This window comes from Streptomyces sp. NPDC005004, assembly GCF_053600675.1.
On sequence record NZ_JBSGAH010000020.1, the window covers coordinates 93,375 to 113,514 of the forward strand.

22 protein-coding genes are annotated in these 20,140 nt (G+C 71.2%); 11 read left to right on the plus strand and 11 right to left on the minus strand.

Translation table 11 applies throughout. From position 1 onward, the window contains the following. Positions 1-31: 31 nt before the first annotated feature. Positions 32-982 (minus strand): NAD(P)-dependent alcohol dehydrogenase, encoded by a 951-nt coding sequence (locus tag ACWEEU_RS25365; RefSeq protein ID WP_451735121.1) that lies wholly within the window; start codon positions 980-982, stop codon positions 32-34. A gap of 145 nt (positions 983-1,127) precedes the next feature. Here ACWEEU_RS25365 and ACWEEU_RS25370 point away from each other — a divergent pair, with 145 nt between their 5' ends. Together ACWEEU_RS25370 and ACWEEU_RS25375 are read left to right on the plus strand one after the other, a co-directional pair. Continuing rightward, positions 1,128-1,811, plus strand: a complete 684-nt coding sequence (locus ACWEEU_RS25370; protein ID WP_451735123.1) for a TetR/AcrR family transcriptional regulator — start codon at positions 1,128-1,130, stop codon at positions 1,809-1,811. A gap of 202 nt (positions 1,812-2,013) precedes the next feature. Then, positions 2,014-3,513, plus strand: a complete 1,500-nt coding sequence (locus ACWEEU_RS25375) for an MFS transporter (RefSeq protein WP_451735125.1) — start codon at positions 2,014-2,016, stop codon at positions 3,511-3,513. 8 nt (positions 3,514-3,521) lie between these two features. On the opposite strand, the gene ACWEEU_RS25380 is transcribed toward ACWEEU_RS25375, so the two are convergent. From ACWEEU_RS25380 to ACWEEU_RS25390, 3 genes are read right to left on the minus strand one after another with little or no spacing between them, the layout of a single operon-like run. Beyond that, positions 3,522-3,779, minus strand: coding sequence for a hypothetical protein (locus tag ACWEEU_RS25380; RefSeq protein WP_451735127.1), 258 nt, complete (start codon positions 3,777-3,779; stop codon positions 3,522-3,524). Between the two features lie 17 nt (positions 3,780-3,796). Further along, a complete protein-coding gene (locus ACWEEU_RS25385) occupies positions 3,797-4,810 on the minus strand; it encodes an amidohydrolase family protein (protein WP_451735129.1) in 1,014 nt (337 codons plus the stop codon). Positions 4,811-4,854: 44 nt separating this feature from the next. Next, positions 4,855-6,474 carry an FAD-dependent oxidoreductase gene (locus tag ACWEEU_RS25390; RefSeq protein ID WP_451735131.1) on the minus strand — a complete coding sequence of 540 codons (1,620 nt, stop codon included), beginning with the start codon at positions 6,472-6,474 and terminating at the stop codon, positions 4,855-4,857. A 323-nt stretch (positions 6,475-6,797) separates the two neighbouring features. On the opposite strand from ACWEEU_RS25390, the gene ACWEEU_RS25395 reads away from it, so the two are divergent. From ACWEEU_RS25395 to ACWEEU_RS25405, 3 genes are all read left to right on the plus strand, one after another. Further along, positions 6,798-8,102: a cytochrome P450 family protein gene (locus ACWEEU_RS25395; RefSeq protein WP_385747980.1), complete on the plus strand. Its 1,305-nt coding sequence runs from the start codon at positions 6,798-6,800 to the stop codon at positions 8,100-8,102. Between the two features lie 546 nt (positions 8,103-8,648). Next, on the plus strand, positions 8,649-8,960 hold the full coding sequence (locus ACWEEU_RS25400; protein ID WP_385747982.1) for a hypothetical protein: 312 nt from the start codon (positions 8,649-8,651) through the stop codon (positions 8,958-8,960). 454 nt (positions 8,961-9,414) lie between these two features. After that, on the plus strand, positions 9,415-9,639 hold the full coding sequence (locus ACWEEU_RS25405; protein WP_385747984.1) for a hypothetical protein: 225 nt from the start codon (positions 9,415-9,417) through the stop codon (positions 9,637-9,639). A gap of 696 nt (positions 9,640-10,335) precedes the next feature. Here the strand turns inward: ACWEEU_RS25405 and ACWEEU_RS25410 are convergent. Genes ACWEEU_RS25410 through ACWEEU_RS25420 form a run of 3 tightly spaced genes read right to left on the minus strand, consistent with a single transcriptional unit; the run spans position 10,336 to position 12,058 of the window. Continuing rightward, positions 10,336-11,016, minus strand: a complete 681-nt coding sequence (locus tag ACWEEU_RS25410) for a YqjF family protein (RefSeq protein ID WP_451735134.1) — start codon at positions 11,014-11,016, stop codon at positions 10,336-10,338. Continuing rightward, a complete protein-coding gene (locus ACWEEU_RS25415) occupies positions 10,991-11,830 on the minus strand; it encodes an SDR family NAD(P)-dependent oxidoreductase (protein ID WP_451735136.1) in 840 nt (279 codons plus the stop codon). The genes ACWEEU_RS25410 and ACWEEU_RS25415 overlap by 26 nt, the downstream gene beginning before the upstream one ends. Before the next feature lie 33 nt (positions 11,831-11,863). After that, positions 11,864-12,058 carry a hypothetical protein gene (locus tag ACWEEU_RS25420; protein WP_451735138.1) on the minus strand — a complete coding sequence of 65 codons (195 nt, stop codon included), beginning with the start codon at positions 12,056-12,058 and terminating at the stop codon, positions 11,864-11,866. Here ACWEEU_RS25420 and ACWEEU_RS25425 point away from each other — a divergent pair. From ACWEEU_RS25425 to ACWEEU_RS25435, 3 genes are all read left to right on the plus strand, one after another. Then, positions 12,057-12,287 carry a FadR/GntR family transcriptional regulator gene (locus ACWEEU_RS25425; RefSeq protein ID WP_451735140.1) on the plus strand — a complete coding sequence of 77 codons (231 nt, stop codon included), beginning with the start codon at positions 12,057-12,059 and terminating at the stop codon, positions 12,285-12,287. The genes ACWEEU_RS25420 and ACWEEU_RS25425 overlap by 2 nt on opposite strands. Positions 12,288-12,377: 90 nt before the next feature. Next, positions 12,378-12,566: a hypothetical protein gene (locus ACWEEU_RS25430; RefSeq protein ID WP_385747990.1), complete on the plus strand. Its 189-nt coding sequence runs from the start codon at positions 12,378-12,380 to the stop codon at positions 12,564-12,566. Next, the gene (locus ACWEEU_RS25435) at positions 12,550-13,266 is read left to right on the plus strand and encodes a sterol desaturase family protein (RefSeq protein WP_451735142.1); all 717 of its coding nucleotides are present in this window, start codon (positions 12,550-12,552) and stop codon (positions 13,264-13,266) included. Before ACWEEU_RS25430 ends, ACWEEU_RS25435 begins: the two co-directional genes overlap by 17 nt. Positions 13,267-13,711: 445 nt before the next feature. On the opposite strand, the gene ACWEEU_RS25440 is transcribed toward ACWEEU_RS25435, so the two are convergent. From ACWEEU_RS25440 to ACWEEU_RS25450, 3 genes are all read right to left on the minus strand, one after another. Beyond that, positions 13,712-14,221, minus strand: a complete 510-nt coding sequence (locus tag ACWEEU_RS25440; RefSeq protein ID WP_451735144.1) for an SRPBCC family protein — start codon at positions 14,219-14,221, stop codon at positions 13,712-13,714. A 26-nt stretch (positions 14,222-14,247) separates the two neighbouring features. Beyond that, on the minus strand, positions 14,248-14,652 hold the full coding sequence (locus tag ACWEEU_RS25445) for a VOC family protein (RefSeq protein ID WP_451735146.1): 405 nt from the start codon (positions 14,650-14,652) through the stop codon (positions 14,248-14,250). 123 nt (positions 14,653-14,775) lie between these two features. Continuing rightward, the gene (locus tag ACWEEU_RS25450; RefSeq protein WP_451735148.1) at positions 14,776-16,122 is read right to left on the minus strand and encodes an MFS transporter; all 1,347 of its coding nucleotides are present in this window, start codon (positions 16,120-16,122) and stop codon (positions 14,776-14,778) included. 1,038 nt (positions 16,123-17,160) lie between these two features. Here ACWEEU_RS25450 and ACWEEU_RS25455 point away from each other — a divergent pair. From ACWEEU_RS25455 to ACWEEU_RS25465, 3 genes are read left to right on the plus strand one after another with little or no spacing between them, the layout of a single operon-like run. Then, a complete protein-coding gene (locus ACWEEU_RS25455; RefSeq protein ID WP_451735150.1) occupies positions 17,161-17,550 on the plus strand; it encodes a hypothetical protein in 390 nt (129 codons plus the stop codon). A 20-nt stretch (positions 17,551-17,570) separates the two neighbouring features. Continuing rightward, entirely contained in the window at positions 17,571-17,786 is a 216-nt protein-coding gene (locus ACWEEU_RS25460; protein WP_451735152.1) for a hypothetical protein, read from the plus strand. Next, positions 17,783-18,316, plus strand: coding sequence for a D-Ala-D-Ala carboxypeptidase family metallohydrolase (locus ACWEEU_RS25465; RefSeq protein ID WP_451735154.1), 534 nt, complete (start codon positions 17,783-17,785; stop codon positions 18,314-18,316). Before ACWEEU_RS25460 ends, ACWEEU_RS25465 begins: the two co-directional genes overlap by 4 nt. Positions 18,317-19,083: 767 nt before the next feature. Here ACWEEU_RS25465 and ACWEEU_RS25470 read toward each other — a convergent pair. Further along, on the minus strand, positions 19,084-19,533 hold the full coding sequence (locus ACWEEU_RS25470) for a spore-associated protein (protein WP_451735155.1): 450 nt from the start codon (positions 19,531-19,533) through the stop codon (positions 19,084-19,086). Positions 19,534-20,140: the final 607 nt, after the last annotated feature.

Consider the following 20,140-nt stretch of genomic DNA (forward strand, 5'->3'; position numbering starts at 1 on the left):
CTGGGTACGACAGGGGCGCGCCCCCGTCGGCTCAGTCCACCCGCACCACGTACTTGCCGCGCACCCCACCCGCCTCCAGCGCCCGATGGGCGTCGGCGACAGCCGCCAGGGGATAGACCGTGTCCACCATGGGCCGCAGATCGCCCCGGACCACGTGCCGGGCGATGTCGTCCAGCAGAGCCCGCCGCGGATTACCGCTGAAGAAACGGATACGGGCGCGGCCGTGCACCGCACTCGCGGCGACGCAGGCGAGGGACGCCACAGGCCGGGACAGGTCGAAGGCGATGGTGACCATACGACCGCCGGGACGCAACAGGTCGCGGTAGACGGGCAGTTGGGTGCCCACCGTGTCCAGTACGACATCGAAGCGGCCCAACTCGCCTGGGCCCACGGCGCGGTGATCCACCACCTCGTCCGCCCCCAGATCGCGGACGAAGTCGAGGTTCGCCGCGCGGGCCAGACCGGTGACATGGGCGCCTTGCGCCTTGGCCAGTTGGACGGCTGCGTTGCCGACCCCGCCCGCCGCCCCGCGTACCAGGACCCGTTCACCGGGCCGGAGGCGGGCCTTGTCGCGCAGGGCGGTGACGGCTGTGGTGGCGACCGGGAGCGTGGCCGCCTCCACCAGGTCCAGCCCGTCCGGCACCCGTCCGACCCGCTCGGCGGGCACCGCGACGTACTCGGCGGCGCTGCCGAACCCCGAGCCACGGCCCAGCACGCCCCACACCCGCTCGCCCACCGCGATCTTGGCCGTACCCCTGCCGAGCCCGACGACCTCGCCGGTGAAGTCGAGACCCGTGCGCTGCGGGAACCGGCGGCCGGTCACGAGGCGCACCTTCCCGGCGCGGGCGGCGAGTTCACCGCCGTTGACGCTGAACGCCCGCACCCGCACGAGCACCTGCCCGGGACCCGGCGCGGGCCGCTCGGCCTCCCCGACCCGTAGCACCTCCGGGCCGCCGAAGCGGTCGACGAATACGGCCCTCATGGTGTTCTCCTCTGCCGGTACGGAGCTGCGGAAACGGAGCCCGCCGGAGGGCACCCGGCGGCCGTTTCCCGAGGTTAGGCTGGTAAACGGACGGCATCGTCCGTTTACGCGAAGGTGAGAGACAGTGACCGGGGATTCCTCTCGGATGGCACCCCCGGGCGTGGGCCGGTACGCGGCGGCCGACCCCGCCGAGGAGACGGGGCTGCGCCTGGACGCCCGCCGCAACCGCCGCCGTATCCTGGCGGCCGCCCGCGAGGTCTTCGCCGAGCACGGCATCGACGCCCCGATGGCGACGGTGGCCCGCCGCGCCGGAGTGGGTGTGGCGACGCTGTACCGCCACTTTCCGACCCGCGACGACCTGGTCCGAGGCGCCTTCGCCTACCAGATGTCAGCGTGCGCAAAGGTGTTCACCGAAGCGGTGGCCGACCCGGACCCGGGCCGCGGCTTCCGGCGCCTGGTGGTGGAACTGTGCCGCCTCCAACGCGAGGAGCGCGGCTTCCCGGCGGCGTTCCTCGCGGCCTTCCCGGACCGCGCCCGCGAACACGCCGCAGCCCGGTCCGAGGCCGAGCGGGCGCTGTCCGCCCTGATCCGCCGAGCCCAGGCCGCGGGCGCCCTCCGCCCCGACTTCCACCTCTCCGACCTGGCCGTCGTCCTCCTCTCCCACGGCGGCCTGGTCGCCGCCCTCCCCGACGAACCGGCCGCATCGGCCCGCCTGGTCGCCTACCTCCTCGACTCCTTCGGTCCCGCCCCGCAACACGGTCCCCTGCCACCCCCGGCCGACCTGAACCTGTCCGGCCTGCCGGTCACGGCACCGGGTTCCGGCGGTTGATCCGACGTCCCGCTCAGGCGGTGGCGGACGGACGGCAGGTGGACCCGCCGAGCCGACTCGTGCGCACTGCCTCGGTCCGGGCGAACCCCGGCTCACCGTCTGACCGGTGGTGCGTCGGCGCCCTGCTCCGTGCTGCCGATCGGCACCCCGACACCCCCCTTCACCGCTGGTGCGACCGCCCGTGACTGCATAGCGTGATCGCATGACCACAGAAACGGACCGTCCCGTTCTCGACGACCGGCGGTGGAAAGCGCTCGGGGTCTGTCTGACCGCGGGCTTCATCTCGCTGCTCGACGTCTCGATCGTGAACGTGGCGCTGCCTTCCATGGAGCGCGGGCTCGGTGCCTCCGAAGCCACCCAGTCCTGGGTGGTGTCCGGGTACGCCCTCGCCTTCGGGCTCGCGCTGGCGCCGGCGGGACGGCTGGGCGATCTGCGGGGTCGCCGCCAGGTGCTGCTGTTCGGCCTCGCCGTGTTCACGGCCGCGTCCATGGCGTGCGGTCTCGCCGCCGGGCCCGCCTGGCTGGTGGTGTTCCGGATGGTCCAGGGCGCGGCCGCCGGTGTGGTCGCCCCGCAGACCTCCGGACTGATCCAGCAGATGTTCCAGGGTGCCGAACGGGCCCGGGCGTTCGGTTTCCACGGCAGCGTCATCGCCGTGTCCACCGCCGTGGGTCCGCTCGTGGGCGGACTGCTCCTCCAGGCGTTCGGCACCGAGCACGGCTGGCGCTGGGTGTTCTTCGTCAACGTGCCCATCGGTGTGGCCGCCCTCGTCGCCGGACACCGGCTGCTGCCCCGCCTCCCGGCGGCGGGCGGCGGACGGGAGAAGTTCGACCCGGTCGGCGTGCTGCTGCTCGGCACCGGCGTGCTCGCCCTGCTGCTTCCCCTGGTCCAGGAACAGCAGTGGCCGGGCCGCGCGAAGTGGCTGCTGCTCCCGCTGGGCGCCCTGCTGCTGGGGGCGTTCTGGAGGTGGGAGCAGGACCGGGGCCGCACGGGCGAGGCGCCGCTGGTCGACCTCGGGCTGTTCTCCCTGCGCTCCTTCACGCTCGGCACCCTGATCAGCCTCACGTTCTTCGGCGGGCTCACCACGATCTTCTTCGTGCTGTCGCTGTTCCTGCAGAACTCCGTGGGATACAGCCCCCTCGCCGCCGGCGTGACGATCCTGCCGTTCGCCGCCGCCTCTGCGGCGGGGGCGGCCTACGGTGGACGCGCCGTGGTGCGCTACGGCCGCAGCCTGGTCGTCATCGGCCTGAGCGGCGTGATCCTCGGGCTGCTGGGCGTGGTGCTGGCCGTTCAGTGGGTGCCCGGCGAGCACGTCGGCTGGGCCATGGCACTGCCGCTGCTCATCGGCGGCATCGGCTCCGGCCTCACGGTCTCGCCCAACACCACCCTCACCCTCATGCTCGTACCCGTACGACGAGCCGGTGCGGCCGGCGGCGTCATGCAGACCGGCCAGCGGATCGGCTCGTCCGTGGGCATCGCCGTGGTCGGCGCCGTGTACTTCGCCCACCTCGCCAACCACGGCCGTGCCCCGAGGGCCCTCCAGCTCGGGCTGCTCACCGCCGCCACCATCATCGCCCTCGCCCTCGCCCTGGCCGTGGCGGACCTGCGCGAGCGCCGGACACACGAGGACGACGACCTCGCGGCGACGCCCCGGCCGGGCGTGGGGGAGAGCGGGGCCGGGGAGAGGGCCGGCCACGGGGTCTGAAGCGCGCGTCAGTTCTTCGCGGCGCGCGGCAGACCGCGCGCCGCGAGAAGAGCCATCGAGATCTTCAGCGCGGTCGAAATGGTCAGGGCCTGGAGGAAAGGCATTCCCATGAGCCACAGGGCCACCATCATGACCGTCAGGACCAGCAGAACCGGAATCAGATGGGTCTGCCCGACCGCGCAACGCAGACCGCCGGTGAGGGTCCGGGACCGGGGCACCGTATGGTCCGCGTTCCCGCGGATCTCTTCTTCGTCGACGTGCGGCATTCTCTTTTCCTTCGTGCTCAGGCGGGAGCGAGCGCGGGCAGCAGCCGCAGGGCGTTCCCGCGGTTGATGCGGCCGCGTTCCCGCTCGCCGAGGGCGGGATCCGCGTCCAGCGCGGGTGTGGTCACCTCGGTGACCACACGGGTGGGGGTGGGCGGCCAGTCGCTGCCGTACAGGATCCGGGAGACGCCCGCGGCGGCCAGCAGCGTGGGGGTGGCCGACGGGGACATCGGCGCGGCCGTGTCGTAGTAGAAGCGGTGCAGATAGTCGCGGACGCGGCCGGGGTCGACCGCGGGAGCGAGCCGGCGGCCGAAGACCTCGATCCTGCCCGCGATGTACGGCAGATACCCGCCGCCGTGCGGGAGGACGAAGGTGAGCCGCGGGAAGCGGTCCAGCGTGCCGTTCATGATCAGGCTCAGCGCGGCGCGCGTGGTGTCCATGAGGAAGTCGCACACGAACGGCGGCACGCCCTGGGGACCGCCGGAGGTGGCCACCTGCATGGGGTGCGTGCTGATCACGGCGCCGCGCTCGTCCAGTTCCGCCATCAGCGGGTCGAGCGCGGGGTCGCCCAGGAACGTGTCGCCCGTGCTGGTGCGCGCGCTGACGCCGACGGCCCCGAGTTCGTCCATCCCGTGGGAGACCGACCAGCGGGAGAGCTCGGGGTCGTCGAGGAAGACGGGCGTGAAGAAGGCGAACCGGCCGGCGTGCCGGGCGGTCAGGTCGCCGACCGCGTCGAGAGAGACACGCGCGCTCTCCTTGCGTACCGCCGGGTCCTTGGAACGGCCCAGCATCGCCACGGTGAGGACACTGGTGCGGGTGCCGGTGCGGTCCATCAGGTCCAGCGCGGCGGCCTCGTCCCACCGCGTCCACGGCGGCAGGCTGTCCGGGTCCACCGTGCCGTTCTCCGTGGCCCACCGCACCCATTCGGGAGCGGTGTAGTGGTGGTGGACGTCAATCCGTTCGTGTCGGGCGTCGTCGCCGCCCGGCACGGCGCGGCGACCTATGTCGCCCGGAGCTTGCAGGTCGGTCGGCATGGCACTCCCTATGGGGGGTGAGGTTCGGGTTGTCTGACGGCGGATCAGCGGCTGAGGAGACCTTCGAGGACCCGCGTCAGCTCCGGCTCGGGGTCGGCGGGCAGGTCCGTGGAGCGCCAGGCGACGATTCCGTCGGGGCGCACGAGCACCGCGCCCCGCGAGGTGACGCCGTGGACGGCGGCCCAGTCCGCGCCACCGGCACTGGAGGCTGACGTGGTGTCGAGGTCGAAGTCCGCACCGGCGCCGACGCGGTAGGACACCAGCGGGACGTCGAGCCCGGCCGCAGCCGCCTTGGCGGCATACGGCCACGGGCCGTCCACGGTGCCGCAGAGCAGGACGAAGGACCGCTCGTACAGATCGACGGTCGACCTGCTCTCCCCGTCGTGCACCACGGACATGTGCGGGGCCCGGGTCCCGGGGTCCCCGTCCAGGCGCAGCTCCGTCGGGATGGTTGGCGCCTCGGTGTCCGCGCCGGAGACCGCCGTGGAGACGTAGCGGTAGCCGAGGGAGACGGTCATCAGATCCGTGCTCTGCGCCGTGCTCTGCGCGGCGGCGTAGCCCGGGTGCTCCTCGCGGGCCGCCTGCTCGATGGCCCGCGCGATCGTGGCCAGGGCGACCGGACGCCGCTCGTTCTCGTACGTGTCCAGCAGCCCCTCGCCCGCCCAGCCGCGCAGCACCGCCGCGAGCTTCCAGGCCAGGTTGTGCGCGTCCTGGATGCCCGTGTTGGAGCCGAACGCGCCGGTGGGCGGCATCTCGTGGGCCGAGTCACCGATGAGGAAGACGCGTCCCTCCCGGTAGCCGTCGGCGACCCGGTCCGCCGCGTGCCACGGGGCACGCCCGGTGACCTCGACGTCCAGGTCCCGTACGCCGGCGGCGGCCCTGATGTGGTCCGCGATGCGCGTGTCGGTGAAGGACTCGAGCGTCTGGCCGCGCTCGGGGAACCACGGGATGTGGAAGACCCACTTCTCCTCGTTGTCGACGGGCAGCAGGACCCCGTCGCCCTCGGTCCCGTTCAGGTAGCAGACCAGGAAGCGCTGGTCGTCGACCACCTCGCGCAGCAGCTTGCTGCGGAAGGTGACGCTGACGTTGTGGAACAGGTCGCCCGCGCCGCTCTGCCCGATGCCCAGACGCCTGCGCACGGGACTGCGCGGACCGTCGGCCGCGAGGAGGTAGGCGGCGCGCTGCGTGTACGTCGACCCGCTCTCCCGGTCGAGCAGTTCGCACGTCACGCCGTCCGGCTCCTCGGTGAAGGAGACCAGCTCCGTACCGAAACGCACGTCCCCGCCCAGGCGACGGGCATGGTCCAGCAGGACCGGCTCCAGGTCGTTCTGGCTGCACGCGCACCGCACGGTGGAGCACAGGCCCTTCTCGGGGGCCCCGCCGGTGAGCCGGGCCGAGAGCCATCTGCTCTCACCGCCCGAGAGCCGGTCCGTCTGCAGGATGCCGTGGTTGCCGGACAGGCTGGACGCCGCCTGCCGGATGTCCGGCTCCAGACCGGCGGTGCGGAACAGCTCCATGGTGCGCATGTTGTTCCCCCGGCCCCGGGGGTGCTCCGACGTGGCGGCCCGTCGCTCGGCGACCATGTGACTGACGCCCAGCCTGCCCAGAAACACCGACGCGGACAGTCCGACGAGCGAACCGCCCACGATCAGTACCGGCAGCATTTCTTCGTTTTCTTCGACTTCCGAGGCGCGCTTGTCCACGGCCCGTCCTCCTCCAGTGACCCAGCGGTGGTTCGGGCAGCAATTCGAACTCGTGGCGGCCCTGATTCCGAACCTGTCACAGGGACACCGGGTCGGCAATCGAGCCTTCCCTCGGACGGCGCATTCGCCTTTCCCCTTTCCGCGCCGGGCCGGAGAGCCGGGGCGGCGTCAGGGTGAATCGCGTTTTCCCGTTCCGCGTGGCGTCAATGAATTCCTGCGTTCCGGCGTCAAGCCGCCTCGTGCCATTGCGGAAGACCACTGCGGGAAGAGAAGAAGGACCGTCGATGACTCAGTTGCAAGAGCAGGAGAACGCGGACGAGACAGCCCGGGCAGTGGACGCGGCGTCCCGTGGTTGCCCCGTGTACCGCTCCAACCCCCACCCCGTCTACCGGCATCTGCGCGAGAACGCGCCCGTCGTCCGCATCACCCCGCCGCACGGCGTGGACTCCTACCTCGTCACGCGGTTCGAGGACGCGAAGGCCGCCCTGGCCGACCCGCGGATCAGCAAGGACATGTACGCGGCCATCGACGCCTACCGGTCCATCTTCGGCGACTCCTCGATCGCCCTGGACGACAACATGCTGTTCGCGGACCCGCCGAAGCACTCGCGGCTGCGCCGGATCGTCAGCAAGGCGTTCGTCCCCCGCCGCATCGAGGCCCTGCGCCCGCGCGTCCAGGAGATCACCGACGCGTTGCTCGACAAGTGCGCCGGACAGGACTCCGTCGACCTCCTGTCGGCCTTCGCCTTCCCGCTGCCCCTGCAGGTGATCTGCGAGCTGATCGGCGTCCCCGAGGAGGAGCGGGCCGAGGTCCAGCAGTGGTGCAGCGTCGTCGCGCGGACCGGCTTCAGCAAGAAGGACAAGGACAAGCTGGCCGAGGCGGAGACCACGCTCCGGAAGTACTTCGAGGTCCTGATCGCCCGTAAGCGGCAGACCCCCGAGGACGACTTGCTCAGCGTCCTCATCCAGACGCGCGACGAGCAGGAGTCCCTGACCGACGGCGAACTGCTCTCCACCCTCTGGGTCCTGCTCTTCGCGGGCCACAAGACGACGGCCTACCTCATCGGCAACGCCGTCTACACCCTGCTCACCCACCCCGAGCAGCTCCAGCGGGTGATCGACTCGCCCGACCTCCTCCCCAACGCCATCGAGGAGGTCATCCGCTACGAGGGCTCCGTCGAGAACGCGACCTTCCGCCACGCCCTCGAGGACATCACCATCGCGGACACCGTCATCCCCAAGGGCTCCCTCGTCCAGATCGCCGTCACCTCGGCCAACCGCGACGACGCCGCCTTCGACAACCCCGACGTCTTCGACATCACCCGCCAGGGCGTCCAGAGCAACCACCTCGGCTTCGGCACGGGCCCCCACTACTGCCTGGGCGCCCCGCTGGCGAGGATGGAGATGCAGATCGCCCTGACCTCCCTCTTCCAGCGCTTCCCCGGGCTCGCCCTGGAAGCGCCGGGCGAGGAGGCGAAGTGGCTGACAGTCCCCTTTCCCGCGTTCCGCGGTCTGACCGAGCTGCGCGTGGCACTGGGGTCGGCCGGGGCTTCGGCCGGCCGGAGGTCCGAGATGGCCGAGAACCTGTGAGCTCACGCGCTCGCAACTCCTGACAAGGGCGTCGGACGCGACGGCGTCCGATCAGCAACGTGGCGAAGTCCAGCGACGGCCGTGACCCGGAACCCCGGGCGCGGCCGTGCGGCTTGGGCCGAGGCGAGTCGACGACGTGGCGTGCCGGCTCACTGGCGCCACGGTGCAACAGATCCCCCCCCACTGCCCTCCAGCAGCCCTGGACGCGGTCGGCTGGGGGAGGAACGGCCACAGGGCCGGTGCCGGGACCGACCGACTCGCCGCTCGGCGGAACACCCGCCCGACAGCCACCGCAGCACCACGCCGTTCCCCTCCTCCGACGCACCGGTACGGGACCGGGCACGCACCGGACGGGTCCTGGACCTCACGCACCGCCGGCGGCGCGAGCACCCCCGGCGGGCCAGGGCGGTCCGCCTCAGTCGTGAAGGGGGTGTCGACATCGGCGGTCCGTGCATCCGGTGCGGCAAGGGATGCCGAACCATTGAGGAGCACACCATGCGAGGGGGGAGTCCGCAGCGTGTCGCGGGGCCGACGAAGGTGAGAGGGGTGCCTGCCGTGGACGAGATCGGCCTGTCGGCGCGAGAGCGCCGGGTGCTGGCCGCGATGGAGGAGACGCTGAGACGTGACCGGGCGACGGTCCGCCTCCACCGCGCGACCCAGCTCATGAGACTGCGCCGCCCGGCGTCCGCCGTCGCGGGAGGCTCCGCCGTGTCCTTCACCCTGCTCGGGCTCGCCGTGGCGTTCACGAGCACGGCGCTCTACTGTGCCTTCGGTGCCGTATGGCTGGTCACGCTGATCTGCCTTGCCCGGCTGACTTTTCGCCGGAGCCGTGACTGGGTCTGGAAACCGTGCGAATGACCGCAGGCTGAAGGCAGCCCGGGACTGTCGCTCTCGCGACGATCGCTTCGACAACTCCTGCGCTCTGACCCATTGCACGGGCATCCGGCTGTCCGTCTGCCCGTCCCTCCGTCTGGCGGGGCACGTGTCCGAGCGGAATGTGTGCCCTCATCCGGTCGCGGAAGCGGTTCTACGCATCCGATCGGCATCGTGCGGGTGAAACAGGTAGGAGAAGGGCGGTTCCTCACCGGCCTGAGCGGTGGCAAGCAGTCGGCCAGACCGACGCCATCGCGGCCGGGCGACGACCGGGCCGCAGAGCGCCACCCGAGCTGCCTGCCCGTGGACTCACCGCGAGCGACCGGACAGCGGGGTCTGGGAGCCACACCTCCGCCCCGTCCCGCCAGGCGGCCGAGCTGGCCCCCGCACAGGCGTACCGCTTCCCACGAAGCACCGCCACACCCCCACAGGAGATGTCATGATCGTCAAATTTCTGTACGACAAGGGTCTTCGCAGCCGGCACGCCTACTCCGTCGCCTGTCTCAGCATCGGCTTGTCCGTCGCCTCCTGGGTGACCTCCCTGGAGGTCGAGTCCAACGGGCTCGACCGTGCGGACCGATGGGGCACGTTCATCGCGACATGGCCCGCGACGTGGTTCGGCCTCGGCCAAGCCCTCGCACAGTACGAGAGCACCCAGACATAGGGGGAGACCCCCCCCATGCCGTTGCCGTCTCGACTGAGCAGGCACCGGCGCTGCCGTGGGCCTTGCGGCGCTCTCAGGACCCCGGGTGGCCGCAAGGCCCTTGAGCGCTTCCACGGCGCGATCCATCACCAGGGCGGCCCGCGCCCGCCCACGGCGGCCGCTCCGCACCACTTGACCAGCCGGAGCCCGCAGCCGACGGCGCCACGCCCGACCGGGCCGCGCCGTCGCGCTGCCGCTCAGCAGCCGGGGTAGGTCCAGCCGGTGCCTGGGGGCCGCCCTCGTCCACCACCCGCACGTACGGCCTCCCGCCGTCCGGGGTGTCGGGCTGTTCCCCGGCTTCGAGGGTGTTCCGGCTGAATCCCCGGATCACCACCTCGTGTTCGGCCAGAGGTGCCTACGCGGTGGTGCGCACAGGAGAAGTGGGCTTCGGAAACCGTCGCCGAGCCACCCGCCGATGCCCGGAGGCGCAGACGCGCCAGGTCGGGGAAACCGAAGACTATTCCCCGAACAGGCGGATCAACTCACGCCTCCGCCCGGCCTCTTCGTCGCTTGCCATGTCCCCCACCGGTGTGTGACGACGCCGGAGCCGACAGTACGAGTTGACCCGCGGACCAGGCACCCGTACACGTGGGGCGTAATGTCGCCGACCGGAGGAGGAAGGTCCGGCGCCTTGTCGACCAAACGCCCCTGACCCGGTCAGGGCACCCGCACCGGTGGCCCGAAGCGGACAGGGACTCCCGGCGCGTACAGCACGCTCACCGGTTCCTCGGACGGTGCGGAAAGCCCCGCCGCGGCGACGACCGATTCGTCGTACAGGCGCAGTTCGCACCGGGTGAAGCGCCATCGGGGATGGGTGTTCGGCAGGTAGAAGGTGCGCCCGCGGATCCGGCTGTGGAGGCCCCAGCGGCACGTGAGGAAGTCCTCAAGGGAGTTCGCCGCGCGCTGCTCCGGCGAGATGTCGGCGCGCACCCGGGCGCCCGGGCCCGGACCACCGCGCCGGACGCTCTCGTAGGAGATCCCGCCGTGCGAACGCCATGTGCGGATGCGGGCCCAGTGGTACGGCAGTCCGAACACCGTCCGAGCCGTCAGCACGGGCAGCAGACGGTCGCAGTCGAGGGAGCGGAACACCACCCCTCGCCGCCCGAGGGCGTCCCTGCTGTACAGACGCACGTTCACCTCGCCGAAGCTGCCCAGGTAGGGAAGCGCGGGCGCTTGCCCGACGGCCAGATGCTCCATCCGGAAGAAGACGAGACCCACATAGGTCCGGCCCTCGTGGAGGTCGGGGAACGTGCCGGGAGGCAGCAGCCGGGCCACTTCGTCAGGATCGGCGGCCCAGTGCAGGAACACGAGGTCACGCCACCACTGCCGGAACACCACCCGCGGCAGGGGACGCGGGGACACCGGCGTGACACCCTCCACCTCGCCGACGGTACGCCCCGGCCGGGACGCGGTGCCCGGTACGCTCTCTCCCGTCACGTCGCACCTCGCTGCGGTACGGCCAACTCCCTCCCGACGCCGTCGCCAGGGGCACGAACCGCGCGTCCGCTCTCATGCCCTCCACGATGGCGTCCACCGCTTCCTCCACCGGAATGCCCCGCGGCAGCGAGGGCGCGGTGCCGGTCACGGCGCGCCCGGCGAATCCGGACTCCACGTGGGGCAGACAGATCTCCATGACCCCCACGCCGCTGCGACGCGACTCCCGCCGAGTCGCCGTCAGCCAGGTCGCCAGGGCGGCCTTCGCCGCCGCGTAGTCCGCCATGCCGGCCGGCGCCGAACGGGCAACCGTTCCCGTGACGGCCGCGAGCAGACCGCCCGGGCGCACGAGCGTCGACGCGGCGCGCAGAACGGCCATGGGCGCGAGCGCGTTCACCGTCATCACATGCTCCGCGAGCGCTTCACCGATCTCACCGACCGGACCGAAGGCGGCCACCCCCACGCACACCACTCCGGCATCGAGCCCTCCCAGCTCCCGCGCCGCCCAGGCCGCACAGCCCTCCGCGCCGTCGAGGTCCCAGGCGTCGAACACCCGGGAAGGGCCGGGGCCGCACTCCGCGCGCACCTCCGCCAGTCTCCGGCGGTCACGTCCCGCGAGGGCGGTCACCGCCCCGAGCCCGGCCAGCCGCACCGCCAGTTCCGCGCCGATGGCACCGCTCGCTCCGGCGACGAGGACGCGCGCACCCTCGATCTCCATCCACGCCTCCCGTTCGACGGCTGACTGACGGCGTTACGCGATACTTTTCGTGCCGGCGCGTCCGTACGGATGCGCGAGCACGGCTTCGGCGGAAAAATCCGCCCGAACTGTTCGCCGCGCACGAACCTCGCGCAGCGCATCAGAAGAACCCGGCACGGCGAAGAGCGCGGAGGCGACCGGGTCCAACCAGCTGACCAGTGCCCGGCCGTCACCCACCCTGTTCGCCATGCCTTCCTTGCCCGTCCGGCGCGAAGCGGTCTCCGACCAGCTCTATGCCGTGCTGCGCGACGGGATTCTCGGCGGAGCGCCGCCACCCGGCTCCCCGCTGACCGCCGAACGCGACCTGGCGGCCGAGTTCGGCGTCACTCGGCACGCCCAGCGCGAAGCGGTCAAGCGGCTCCAGCAGGCCCGGCTGGTCGAGGTCAGCCACGGCGGTCGCACCCTCGTTCTGGACTGACGGCGCACCGCCGGCCTCGACCTCGCCCTGGGCATCGCCGCGGCCGACACCGGCCCCACGATCCCCGAACTCACCCGAGACACCCTGGAGATGCGCGCCTGGGTCGGCGTCGACGCGGCCCGGCTGTGCGCGCTGCGCCGCTCCGACCAGACCGCCGCCCGCATCATGGAGGGGGCGAGCCGGTACGCCCTACCGGGCCCGGACTTCACGGAGCTCGACGAGCCGGACGTCGCCTGGTGGCGGCTCATCGTGGAGGGCGCTTATGTCCGGCGACGATGAGCGCGGCTACGAACTGCGCGACACCGTCACCAGTATGTCCACGGGCGCGGGAAGCCAAGTGATCGGGCTGCCGTGGAAGGTGGTGACGGTCGTGGTGTACGCCGCCGCCTTCACCCTCGCGCCCTGGCACCTCCCGCCGTCCTCGCCCTGGACCTGGCTGCTGCTGTTCTTCGCCGACGACCTGGCCTACTACGTCTTCCACCGTGCCCACCGCCGGGTGCGGGTGCTGTGGGCGAGCCATGTGGTCCACCACTCCAGCCTGCGCTTCAACCTCTCGACCGCGCTCCGGCGGAGCTGGACGCCGATCACGACGCTGCCGTCCTGGCTGCCGCTCGCCCTGCTCGGCGTACCGCCCTGGATGATCCTCCTCCAGCAGTCCGTCAGCCTCGTCGACCAGTTCTTCCTGCACACCGAACGGGTCGACAAGCTGTGGCGCCCGGTGGAGTGGGTCTTCAACACCCCGTCCCACCACCGCGCGCACCACGGCTCCAAAACCGTCTACCTGGACCGCAACTACGGCGGCATCCTCGTCGTCTGGGACCGCCTGTTCACCAGCTTCGAGCCCGAGGCCGACGGCGTGGTCTACGGTCTGACCAAGAACATCGACACCCACAACCCGCTGCGGTTCGCGTTCCACGAGCACGCGGCGACCTGGCGCGACGTCCGCTCGGCGGCGACCTGGCGCGACGGAGGTGTCTGACGGTCACGGTGCGCAGGGCCGGATCGAGCCGGGTCCGGGGGGCAAGGAGCCCGGACGACGCCGGGCGGGAGCTTCTGCACGGCGTCGACGAGGGGCCGCGTCCAGCTTTCGTACGCGGCGAGGGCGCCCGGCAGGGAGGCGTGCGCCGAGAGGCTGGCGCCCAGGACCTAGCCGCCGGTCAGTGCGAGTGGCGCGCCGCCCTCCGATGGTCCGGACGGCGCCACGGCCGAACTGGATTTCCTGCCCGGGCACTTCGCCCGCCCCTCCCCGACCACCTGCCCACCGGTATCGGCATCGTCTACGGAGACACGACTCACCGACACCGTCGAAGGCGGCGACCCGGTCACCCGTCTCGGTGGTGTTCAGCGCCTTCACCACGCCGGATGCCGGCTGAGCCGGCTCGCCATCCCGTTCCGGGATGCCCCTGGACTCCCGGTGTCGGCGTTCAGGGGGTGAGGTCCCGCTCCAGCTCCCGTTTCAGGTTGCTCAGCGTCGTGTCGATGTTGCGGACCTGGAAGTCGGCGAAGGTCCTGCCCCGGGTGACCAGCTTGTCGAAGGCGTGGGCCACGAAGGTGGGCCAGGCACGCCGGTCGTCGGTCCAGATCTCCGTCACGTGCGTGCCCCCCTGGACCGGCTCGAAGCGGTACTCCCAGGTGGCGATCGGGCCGCGCAGAAACGGGCGGGTGCGTCCGATGGCGTGCACGCGGAAAGCGAAGCGGCGCCCCTGATCCGCGGCCGTCACCGTGCAGCGCGTGACCCAGCGGAACCTGCCCCGCTTGTTGCGTCCGACGAACGTGGTGCCCACGGCCGCGTCCTCGCCCGCCGCGTCGGCTGTCGTGCCGAGGTTCTCCGGACTCCAGCGCCCCATGTCGCCGGGGCGGCTCACCGCGCGGTAGGCCACCTCCGGTGGAACGTCGATGACGATGCTGCCCTTCACGGTGAACACTCGGGTCACTGCGCTGCCTCTCGCCGAACGTCAAGCTACTGATCGGTAGTAATCATGGCAGGAGAGCGGAGCGCCAGTTCCTCCCTGCTGCGTTCCACGCAGAACTCGTTGCCCTCGGGGTCCAGCAAGGTCACCCATCCGGAACCGTCGGGCCGACGGTGATCACCCTGCACGGTGGCACCGAGCAGGAGAAGACGCTCGACCTCCTCGTCCCGGGTGCGGTCCTGGGGCTGAACGTCCAGATGCACGCGGTTCTTCACCGACTTGCGCTCATCGCTCCTGACGAACAGCAGGGCGGCAGCCGCAGTCGTCACCGTGGCCTCCGGATCTCCCGGAAAGTCGTCTTCGGCGAGGGAGCCCCCCAGCACTCCGGCCCAGAACGTGGCGAGAACGTAGGGATCGGCGCAGTCCACGGTGACGTGACGGATCAAGGAAGTCATGCGCCCACCCGACCACGACCGGCTCCCGCCGTCCAGGGGCGACCGTGCCTTTTCAGGGCGGCTGGGCTCAACGCCTCCGCGGCTGCGGCTGCGGCTCGGAAGGCGGCGACGACCGCGGCGTGGTCACCGGCCCGCGCCCCGCGCCCGGGCCGGCACGCACGCCCAGGCGAGGGCCGCCGCGATCAGGTAGGCGAGAGCACCGATCGCCATGCTGACGCGCACCCCGGTTCCGTAGCCGCCACTGGTCGCCAGGAGACTGCCGCCGAGCGCCACACCGGTGGCACTGCCGATCTGCCGGGTCGTGTTGAACAGGGCCGAGGCGCCTCCCTCGTACGCCGGAGGCGCGGACCCCATCACGGTGGCGGTCGCGCCGGTGAGCGCGAAGGACGTACCGAATCCGGTGGCCATCATCGGCGCCACCAGCAGCGCGTACGCGGGCTCGGGGCCTGCCGCCGCCCACCCCGCCAGTCCGAGGGCCGCCAGCAGCATGCCCGAAGTCACCAGCGGTCGGTCACCGGTACGACGGGTCAGCCGCCCGGACAGGACCGAGGCGAACATGGTCATCGCCACCGCCGGGAACAGGGCCAGCCCCGTCTCCAGCGCACTGAAATGGCGCCGGTGCTGGAAATCGAGGCTGGCGGTGAACACCATGCCGTAGAACCCGAAGTTGAACAGCATTCCCACGACGGCCCCGCCGCCCATGGCCCGCGAGCGCAGCAGCCGGAGCGGTAGTGCGGGGGAGCGGGCCACCCGCTCACGTACCAGGAACGCCGCAACGGCCACCGCGGAAAGGCCCAGTCCGGCGAGGACGGCCGGGTCGGACCAGCCGCGCCGTCCCCCCTCGTTCAACGACGCGGTCAGCAGGGCCACCGCCGCCACCACGGCACACTGCGCGGGCCAGTCAAGAGCCCGGCCCGCATGGCGCGGAGAGCGCGCCACATGGCGCGACGTCAGGACGAGACAGGCCGCACCGACCGGCAGATTGATGAGAAAGACCCAGCGCCAGCCCACCGTCGACACCAGCAGTCCGCCGAGGAGCGGTCCGGCCGAGGCCGCGACGCCCGCCATCGAGCCCCACAGACCGAAGGCACGCGAGCGTGCCGCCGGGGCCGGGTAGGCCTCCTGGAGCAGCGCGAGTGAACCGGGGACGATCAGCGCCGCACCGAGTCCTTCCACCAGCCGCGCCGCGATCAGGAAGACGGCGTCGGGCGCGAACGCGCAGGCCGCCGACGACACCGTGAACAGCAGCACGCCCGCACAGAAGACGCGCCGGTTCCCCAGCCTGTCGCCCAGTGCGCCACCCGTCATCAGAAAACCGGCGAACACCAGGGTGTAGCCGTCCGTGATCCACTGAATGCCCGTGAGCGAGGCCGACAGATCCCGGCCCACCACCGGTACCGCGACGTTGATGATCGTGACGTCCAGGATGACCATGAAATAACCGGCGCACACGGCCAGCAGCGGTGCCATGCGACGCCGCCGGACCGTCGGGTCCGCACCGTCGGACGGCCCGGGAACCCCCTCACCGTCCGATTCCGCGAAGGGCACGTCGCCAGCTCCGTTCTGTCCGGGGAACGCCGGTGCCTTGAGCATGCTAGGCGGCGGGGGCGACAGAACCGCGGCCGGACGCGCGAGGCTTCTGGTCAGGGCGAGCTGCCCGGAGGTGATCGGCCGCTCGGCGCCCGGCCCGTCCGGACCAGCGAAGCTGGACGCGGCTCGCTGTTCGCCCACGGGTGAGGCGTCCCGTCGCCCAGGACACGCCACCGCCTCACCCGGCGGCGCCCGGCGGAGCCTCCTTCGTGTTCCGGCTCACCATCGTCGCCCCCAACAGCGTCAGCGTGTGGAAACCCTTTCCACCGGCGTCATTTCATCCTGTTCGAATGAGCATGACAGCCGAAAGCGCACACCGGAGCATGAACTCGCTCCGCCGCACCGATCCCCGGTGCACCACCCGCACCTTCCGCAGGTCCCCGGCCCACTCAAATGAGCCCGCGACCCGAGCCCGGCACGAACGGACACCGAAGGAACCCGATGGCGAAGATCCTCATCCCCCCCGGCCGCGGCGGCGGCCCTGCTCGCTGCCCTTGCCGTCTCGGCGCCCGCCACCGCGTCGGCGGCCCCGTCAACTCGGCGTCTTTGAGTACCAGTTGCTACGGCAGCGCCGTCACCTGAACTACGGGTACGCCGCCGTGTTCGGGTCCTGTGTCGCGTTGTTTTGTTGTGTTGATGTCGGTGTCTGTGTGGTGGGTGGTGGTGCTGGTTTTGGCTGGGTTTGGGTGGTGTTTATCTGTGTTGGGGGGTGTGGTTGTTGGGTCTGGGTCGGCTGGAGTTGGAGGGTTGTTGCCGTTGGTGTCGGGGTCGGTGGCGGGTTCGCTGTGCCCTTTGGTGTGGGTTTCGAGGGCTTCTTCGTGTGTGTCCGGATTGCTTTCTGGCCTGGTGGGGGTTCTGGCTTGTGCTTTCCTCGAGTGGTTGGGAGTTTCGGTGTTCCGCATCCGGTGAGCGGCGGTTGTGCTCGCTGCCGTCAGTGTGTTTCTTGCCGGGGGTGTCGCCGTGCCGGCCGTTGGTCAAGCTGAGGGTGCGGTGGCTTCTTGCTGTGGTGGTGCGGTGCTGCTCGGCTATGGCTGCTCCGCTGCCGCTGTCGGGTGTGGTAGCTGCACGAGTGCTTCGCGCTGCTGCGGCATCGGCATCATGGTCAGCAGTTCGGCCGCCGGCTTCCTGGATGTCTGTGTCGTTTTCGTGGATCACACTTTCTTGTGCGACCACGGCGGCACCTACTCGGCGTTGGGTCCCCGGTGGGCGGCTGTCGCTACCGGTGTCAGGGACGGCACCGGCTTCAGGCTGCGCGTGCGCGCTTACGACGGCGACGCTCAGATCGTCCTGTTCCGGCTTGCCTTCTGACCCTGTGTACAAGGGAGTTCATGATGGCCTTCTCTCCGGACCGCCGCTCCGTCGTGCGCGGCGCCCTCGCCGTTGCCGCGGGTGTTTTCGCCGGGCTCGTCCTGCTCTCGGGCGGCGCGCAGGCGTACGACTGGGCGCGCACCATGAACCAGGGCGCCACCGGTGCCGATGTGATGGAGCTTCAGGTCCGGGTGTGGCGGGCTGGGCCGCCGATTCCGCGTCCCAGTCCCGGGTGAGCGGCGACGGCGACTTCGGTCCTGGAACCGCCGCCGCGGTGCGTCGTTTCCAGGCCGCGTACGGGCTCTCGGCCGACGGCAGCGCCGGACCTGTGACCCAGGCGCAGCTCAACGCCCTTGAGCAGTCGGACGGTTCGACCGCGCACTTCAACTGGAGCGAGTTCTGCGACCGTTCGAGCGGCAACTTCGACGGCGGCAAGGTGAGCGCCGCCGCTGTCAAGGAGAACGCCCGCCGGGCGATGTACAAGCTGGAGGCGTTGCGCAAGAAGCTCGGCAATGTGCCGATCACCGTCAACTCCGGCTTCCGCAGCATCGCGCACAACGCCGAGATCGGCGGCGCGAGCGACAGCATGCACCTCTGCGGCACCGCGGCCGACCTCGACGTGCCCGGCATCGCCGACCGCACCGTCTACCAGAAGGCCGAGACCTGCGGCTTCTCGGGTCTGGAGCGGTACGACGTCGACCATCAGCACGTCGACAGCCGCGCCGACCTCGGCCGCTCCTGGTGGTGGGAGAGCGGCACCGTCTGACCCGCCGCAGCCCTGGGGCCGGGGACCGCACGAGGTCCCCCGGCCCCGCACGCCCACCACCCCCCACCGGCACCCGCAGTCGCCTCCACCCGGAACTCTCCCCACCCGGAAGGTCACTCCCATGCCCCCGCATACTCCTGGTCCGCGCGGCTCTCGCCGGTCTCGGCACCCTGGCTGTGGTCGCCGCCGCCGTGCAACCCGCCGGTGCCGCGCCCCGGACCGGCAGATCCGAGGGTCCCGTCGCCCACGCCTTCAGCAGCGCCGCCGCCGAGTAGGGCGTCCCGCGCGACCTCCTGATCGCCGTCGGCTGCAGCGGACCCGCCTCGACGGCCACCACGGCCTGCCCAGCCAGGTGGTCGGCTGTGGCGGGAGTGGTTTTTGTGGTTACGCGGGTCATGCCGGGGTGTAGTGCGTCGCGGTGGCTGGGGTCGGTGTTTCCGGTGGTGGGGTCTCGGGGTGGGTGGATGCCGGGGTGTGGAGTGGTCAGGGGTGTGGCGTGCTGGCCGCGCGCGCTGGTCAGGGCGTGTGTGTTTTCTTCTTCGGGGTGGGCGGGGGGTGGTTGGGTGGGTTGGTGGGTGTGGAGGGCTTTGTCCGTGTCCGGGGTGCCACCGGTGGGGGTCGTCCTGGAGGGTGATTTTTCGTGGGGTTGCGCTGTCTGGTTGGTTGCGCCGGTTGTGTGGTGTGTGTTTTTGGCGCTGCTTTTGAGGGTGCTGCGGGCCCCGGCAGGTGCGGGTGGCTGTTCTGCCGGGGCCTCTGGTGGGTGGTGGTCAGCGGATGGTGGTGGTCCGCTGTTCCTTGAGGGAGGCGCAGTTGGAGTTGGTGATCTGGACGTAGACGTTGCGGATCTGGCCGCCCCAGTCGACGCAGTGGCCCTTGCCGTAGACGTAGGCGGGTCCGGCGTAGGAGGTGTACTGGCCGTAGTCCTGGTCGTAGGCGTCGGTGTCGGGGACGTAGATCCAGGCGGCGACGTCGGTGGCGGTGCCGGGGGTGCTGCGGATGGTGGTGACGCAGTTCTTGCCGTTGGTGGCGTTGTAGGTGAGGTAGACGGTGCCGAGGGTGCCGACGGGTGCGGAGTTGACGGTCTTGTAGGCGCTGCCGCAGACCTTCTGGGGTGTGGTGTTGGGTGCGGCGGAGGCGGGTGAGGCGAGTGCGGTGGTGGCGCCCGCGGCGAGGGCCACGGCACCGGCGGCGGCCAGCACGGAACGGCTGAATCGCATATTTCCCCCTTGTGTTGGTTGGAGTCTGTTGCTCCTGCCTGGTGTGACTCGCGGCACATCGGGATGGTTGTACTGGCGGGGGGAAGTCCCTCCGGGTGGCGGGGTGGCGGGGTGGCGGGGTGGCGGGGTGGCGGGGTGGCGGGGTGGCGGGGTGATGTCATGCTCGCCGAACTCGCCCTGGGGCTGTGCTCTGTCGACTGGCAGTGCTCGCGGCCGGTAGGCGCTCGCGCTGACCGGGCTGTGTCGGGTGTCTGTGGGCATCGATGGTTCGAGGTGGTCGGCCCTGGGGGAGTGGTCCGTGGCCTTGCGGTTGCTGTGCTGTCGCTGCGGTTGGGGCTCGCGCTGTCGTCGAGGGTGCACGGTGGGTGTCCGCCGTGGCGGTGTGTGCCTGGTGGGCACGACGGCAGTACTGGTCGCGCGTGGACGGATCGACGGGCGGCTGGGAGGGGATCGCCTCTCTCACTCCCGCGGCGCACGCGGGAAGGTGCTTTGCCTGCTGGCCGCGGGGGGGGGCCCCTATGTGTTTGGTCAAGGTCGAGGACCAGTAGGTTCGTGCGGTCGAGGGTGGGGCCGAGCCGTAGGGGTGTGCATGGGTGATAGCCAGGTC

Excerpts from the sequence above, each read along its gene's own strand:
- ACWEEU_RS25370 (WP_451735123.1), top strand. The coding sequence starts at position 1,128 with ATGGCACCCCCGGGCGTGGGCCGGTACGCGGCGGCCGACCCCGCCGAG.
- ACWEEU_RS25415 (WP_451735136.1), bottom strand. The coding sequence starts at position 11,830 with ATGGAGATCGAGGGTGCGCGCGTCCTCGTCGCCGGAGCGAGCGGTGCC.
- ACWEEU_RS25435 (WP_451735142.1), top strand. The coding sequence starts at position 12,550 with ATGTCCGGCGACGATGAGCGCGGCTACGAACTGCGCGACACCGTCACC.
- ACWEEU_RS25470 (WP_451735155.1), bottom strand. The coding sequence starts at position 19,533 with ATGCGATTCAGCCGTTCCGTGCTGGCCGCCGCCGGTGCCGTGGCCCTC.
- ACWEEU_RS25430 (WP_385747990.1), top strand. The coding sequence starts at position 12,378 with ATGCGCGCCTGGGTCGGCGTCGACGCGGCCCGGCTGTGCGCGCTGCGC.
- ACWEEU_RS25380 (WP_451735127.1), bottom strand. The coding sequence starts at position 3,779 with ATGCCGCACGTCGACGAAGAAGAGATCCGCGGGAACGCGGACCATACG.
- ACWEEU_RS25405 (WP_385747984.1), top strand. The coding sequence starts at position 9,415 with ATGATCGTCAAATTTCTGTACGACAAGGGTCTTCGCAGCCGGCACGCC.
- ACWEEU_RS25365 (WP_451735121.1), bottom strand. The coding sequence starts at position 982 with ATGAGGGCCGTATTCGTCGACCGCTTCGGCGGCCCGGAGGTGCTACGG.
- ACWEEU_RS25395 (WP_385747980.1), top strand. The coding sequence starts at position 6,798 with ATGACTCAGTTGCAAGAGCAGGAGAACGCGGACGAGACAGCCCGGGCA.
- ACWEEU_RS25425 (WP_451735140.1), top strand. The coding sequence starts at position 12,057 with ATGCCTTCCTTGCCCGTCCGGCGCGAAGCGGTCTCCGACCAGCTCTAT.
- ACWEEU_RS25420 (WP_451735138.1), bottom strand. The coding sequence starts at position 12,058 with ATGGCGAACAGGGTGGGTGACGGCCGGGCACTGGTCAGCTGGTTGGAC.
- ACWEEU_RS25385 (WP_451735129.1), bottom strand. The coding sequence starts at position 4,810 with ATGCCGACCGACCTGCAAGCTCCGGGCGACATAGGTCGCCGCGCCGTG.
- ACWEEU_RS25390 (WP_451735131.1), bottom strand. The coding sequence starts at position 6,474 with ATGCTGCCGGTACTGATCGTGGGCGGTTCGCTCGTCGGACTGTCCGCG.
- ACWEEU_RS25460 (WP_451735152.1), top strand. The coding sequence starts at position 17,571 with ATGATGGCCTTCTCTCCGGACCGCCGCTCCGTCGTGCGCGGCGCCCTC.
- ACWEEU_RS25445 (WP_451735146.1), bottom strand. The coding sequence starts at position 14,652 with ATGACTTCCTTGATCCGTCACGTCACCGTGGACTGCGCCGATCCCTAC.
- ACWEEU_RS25375 (WP_451735125.1), top strand. The coding sequence starts at position 2,014 with ATGACCACAGAAACGGACCGTCCCGTTCTCGACGACCGGCGGTGGAAA.
- ACWEEU_RS25450 (WP_451735148.1), bottom strand. The coding sequence starts at position 16,122 with ATGGCACCGCTGCTGGCCGTGTGCGCCGGTTATTTCATGGTCATCCTG.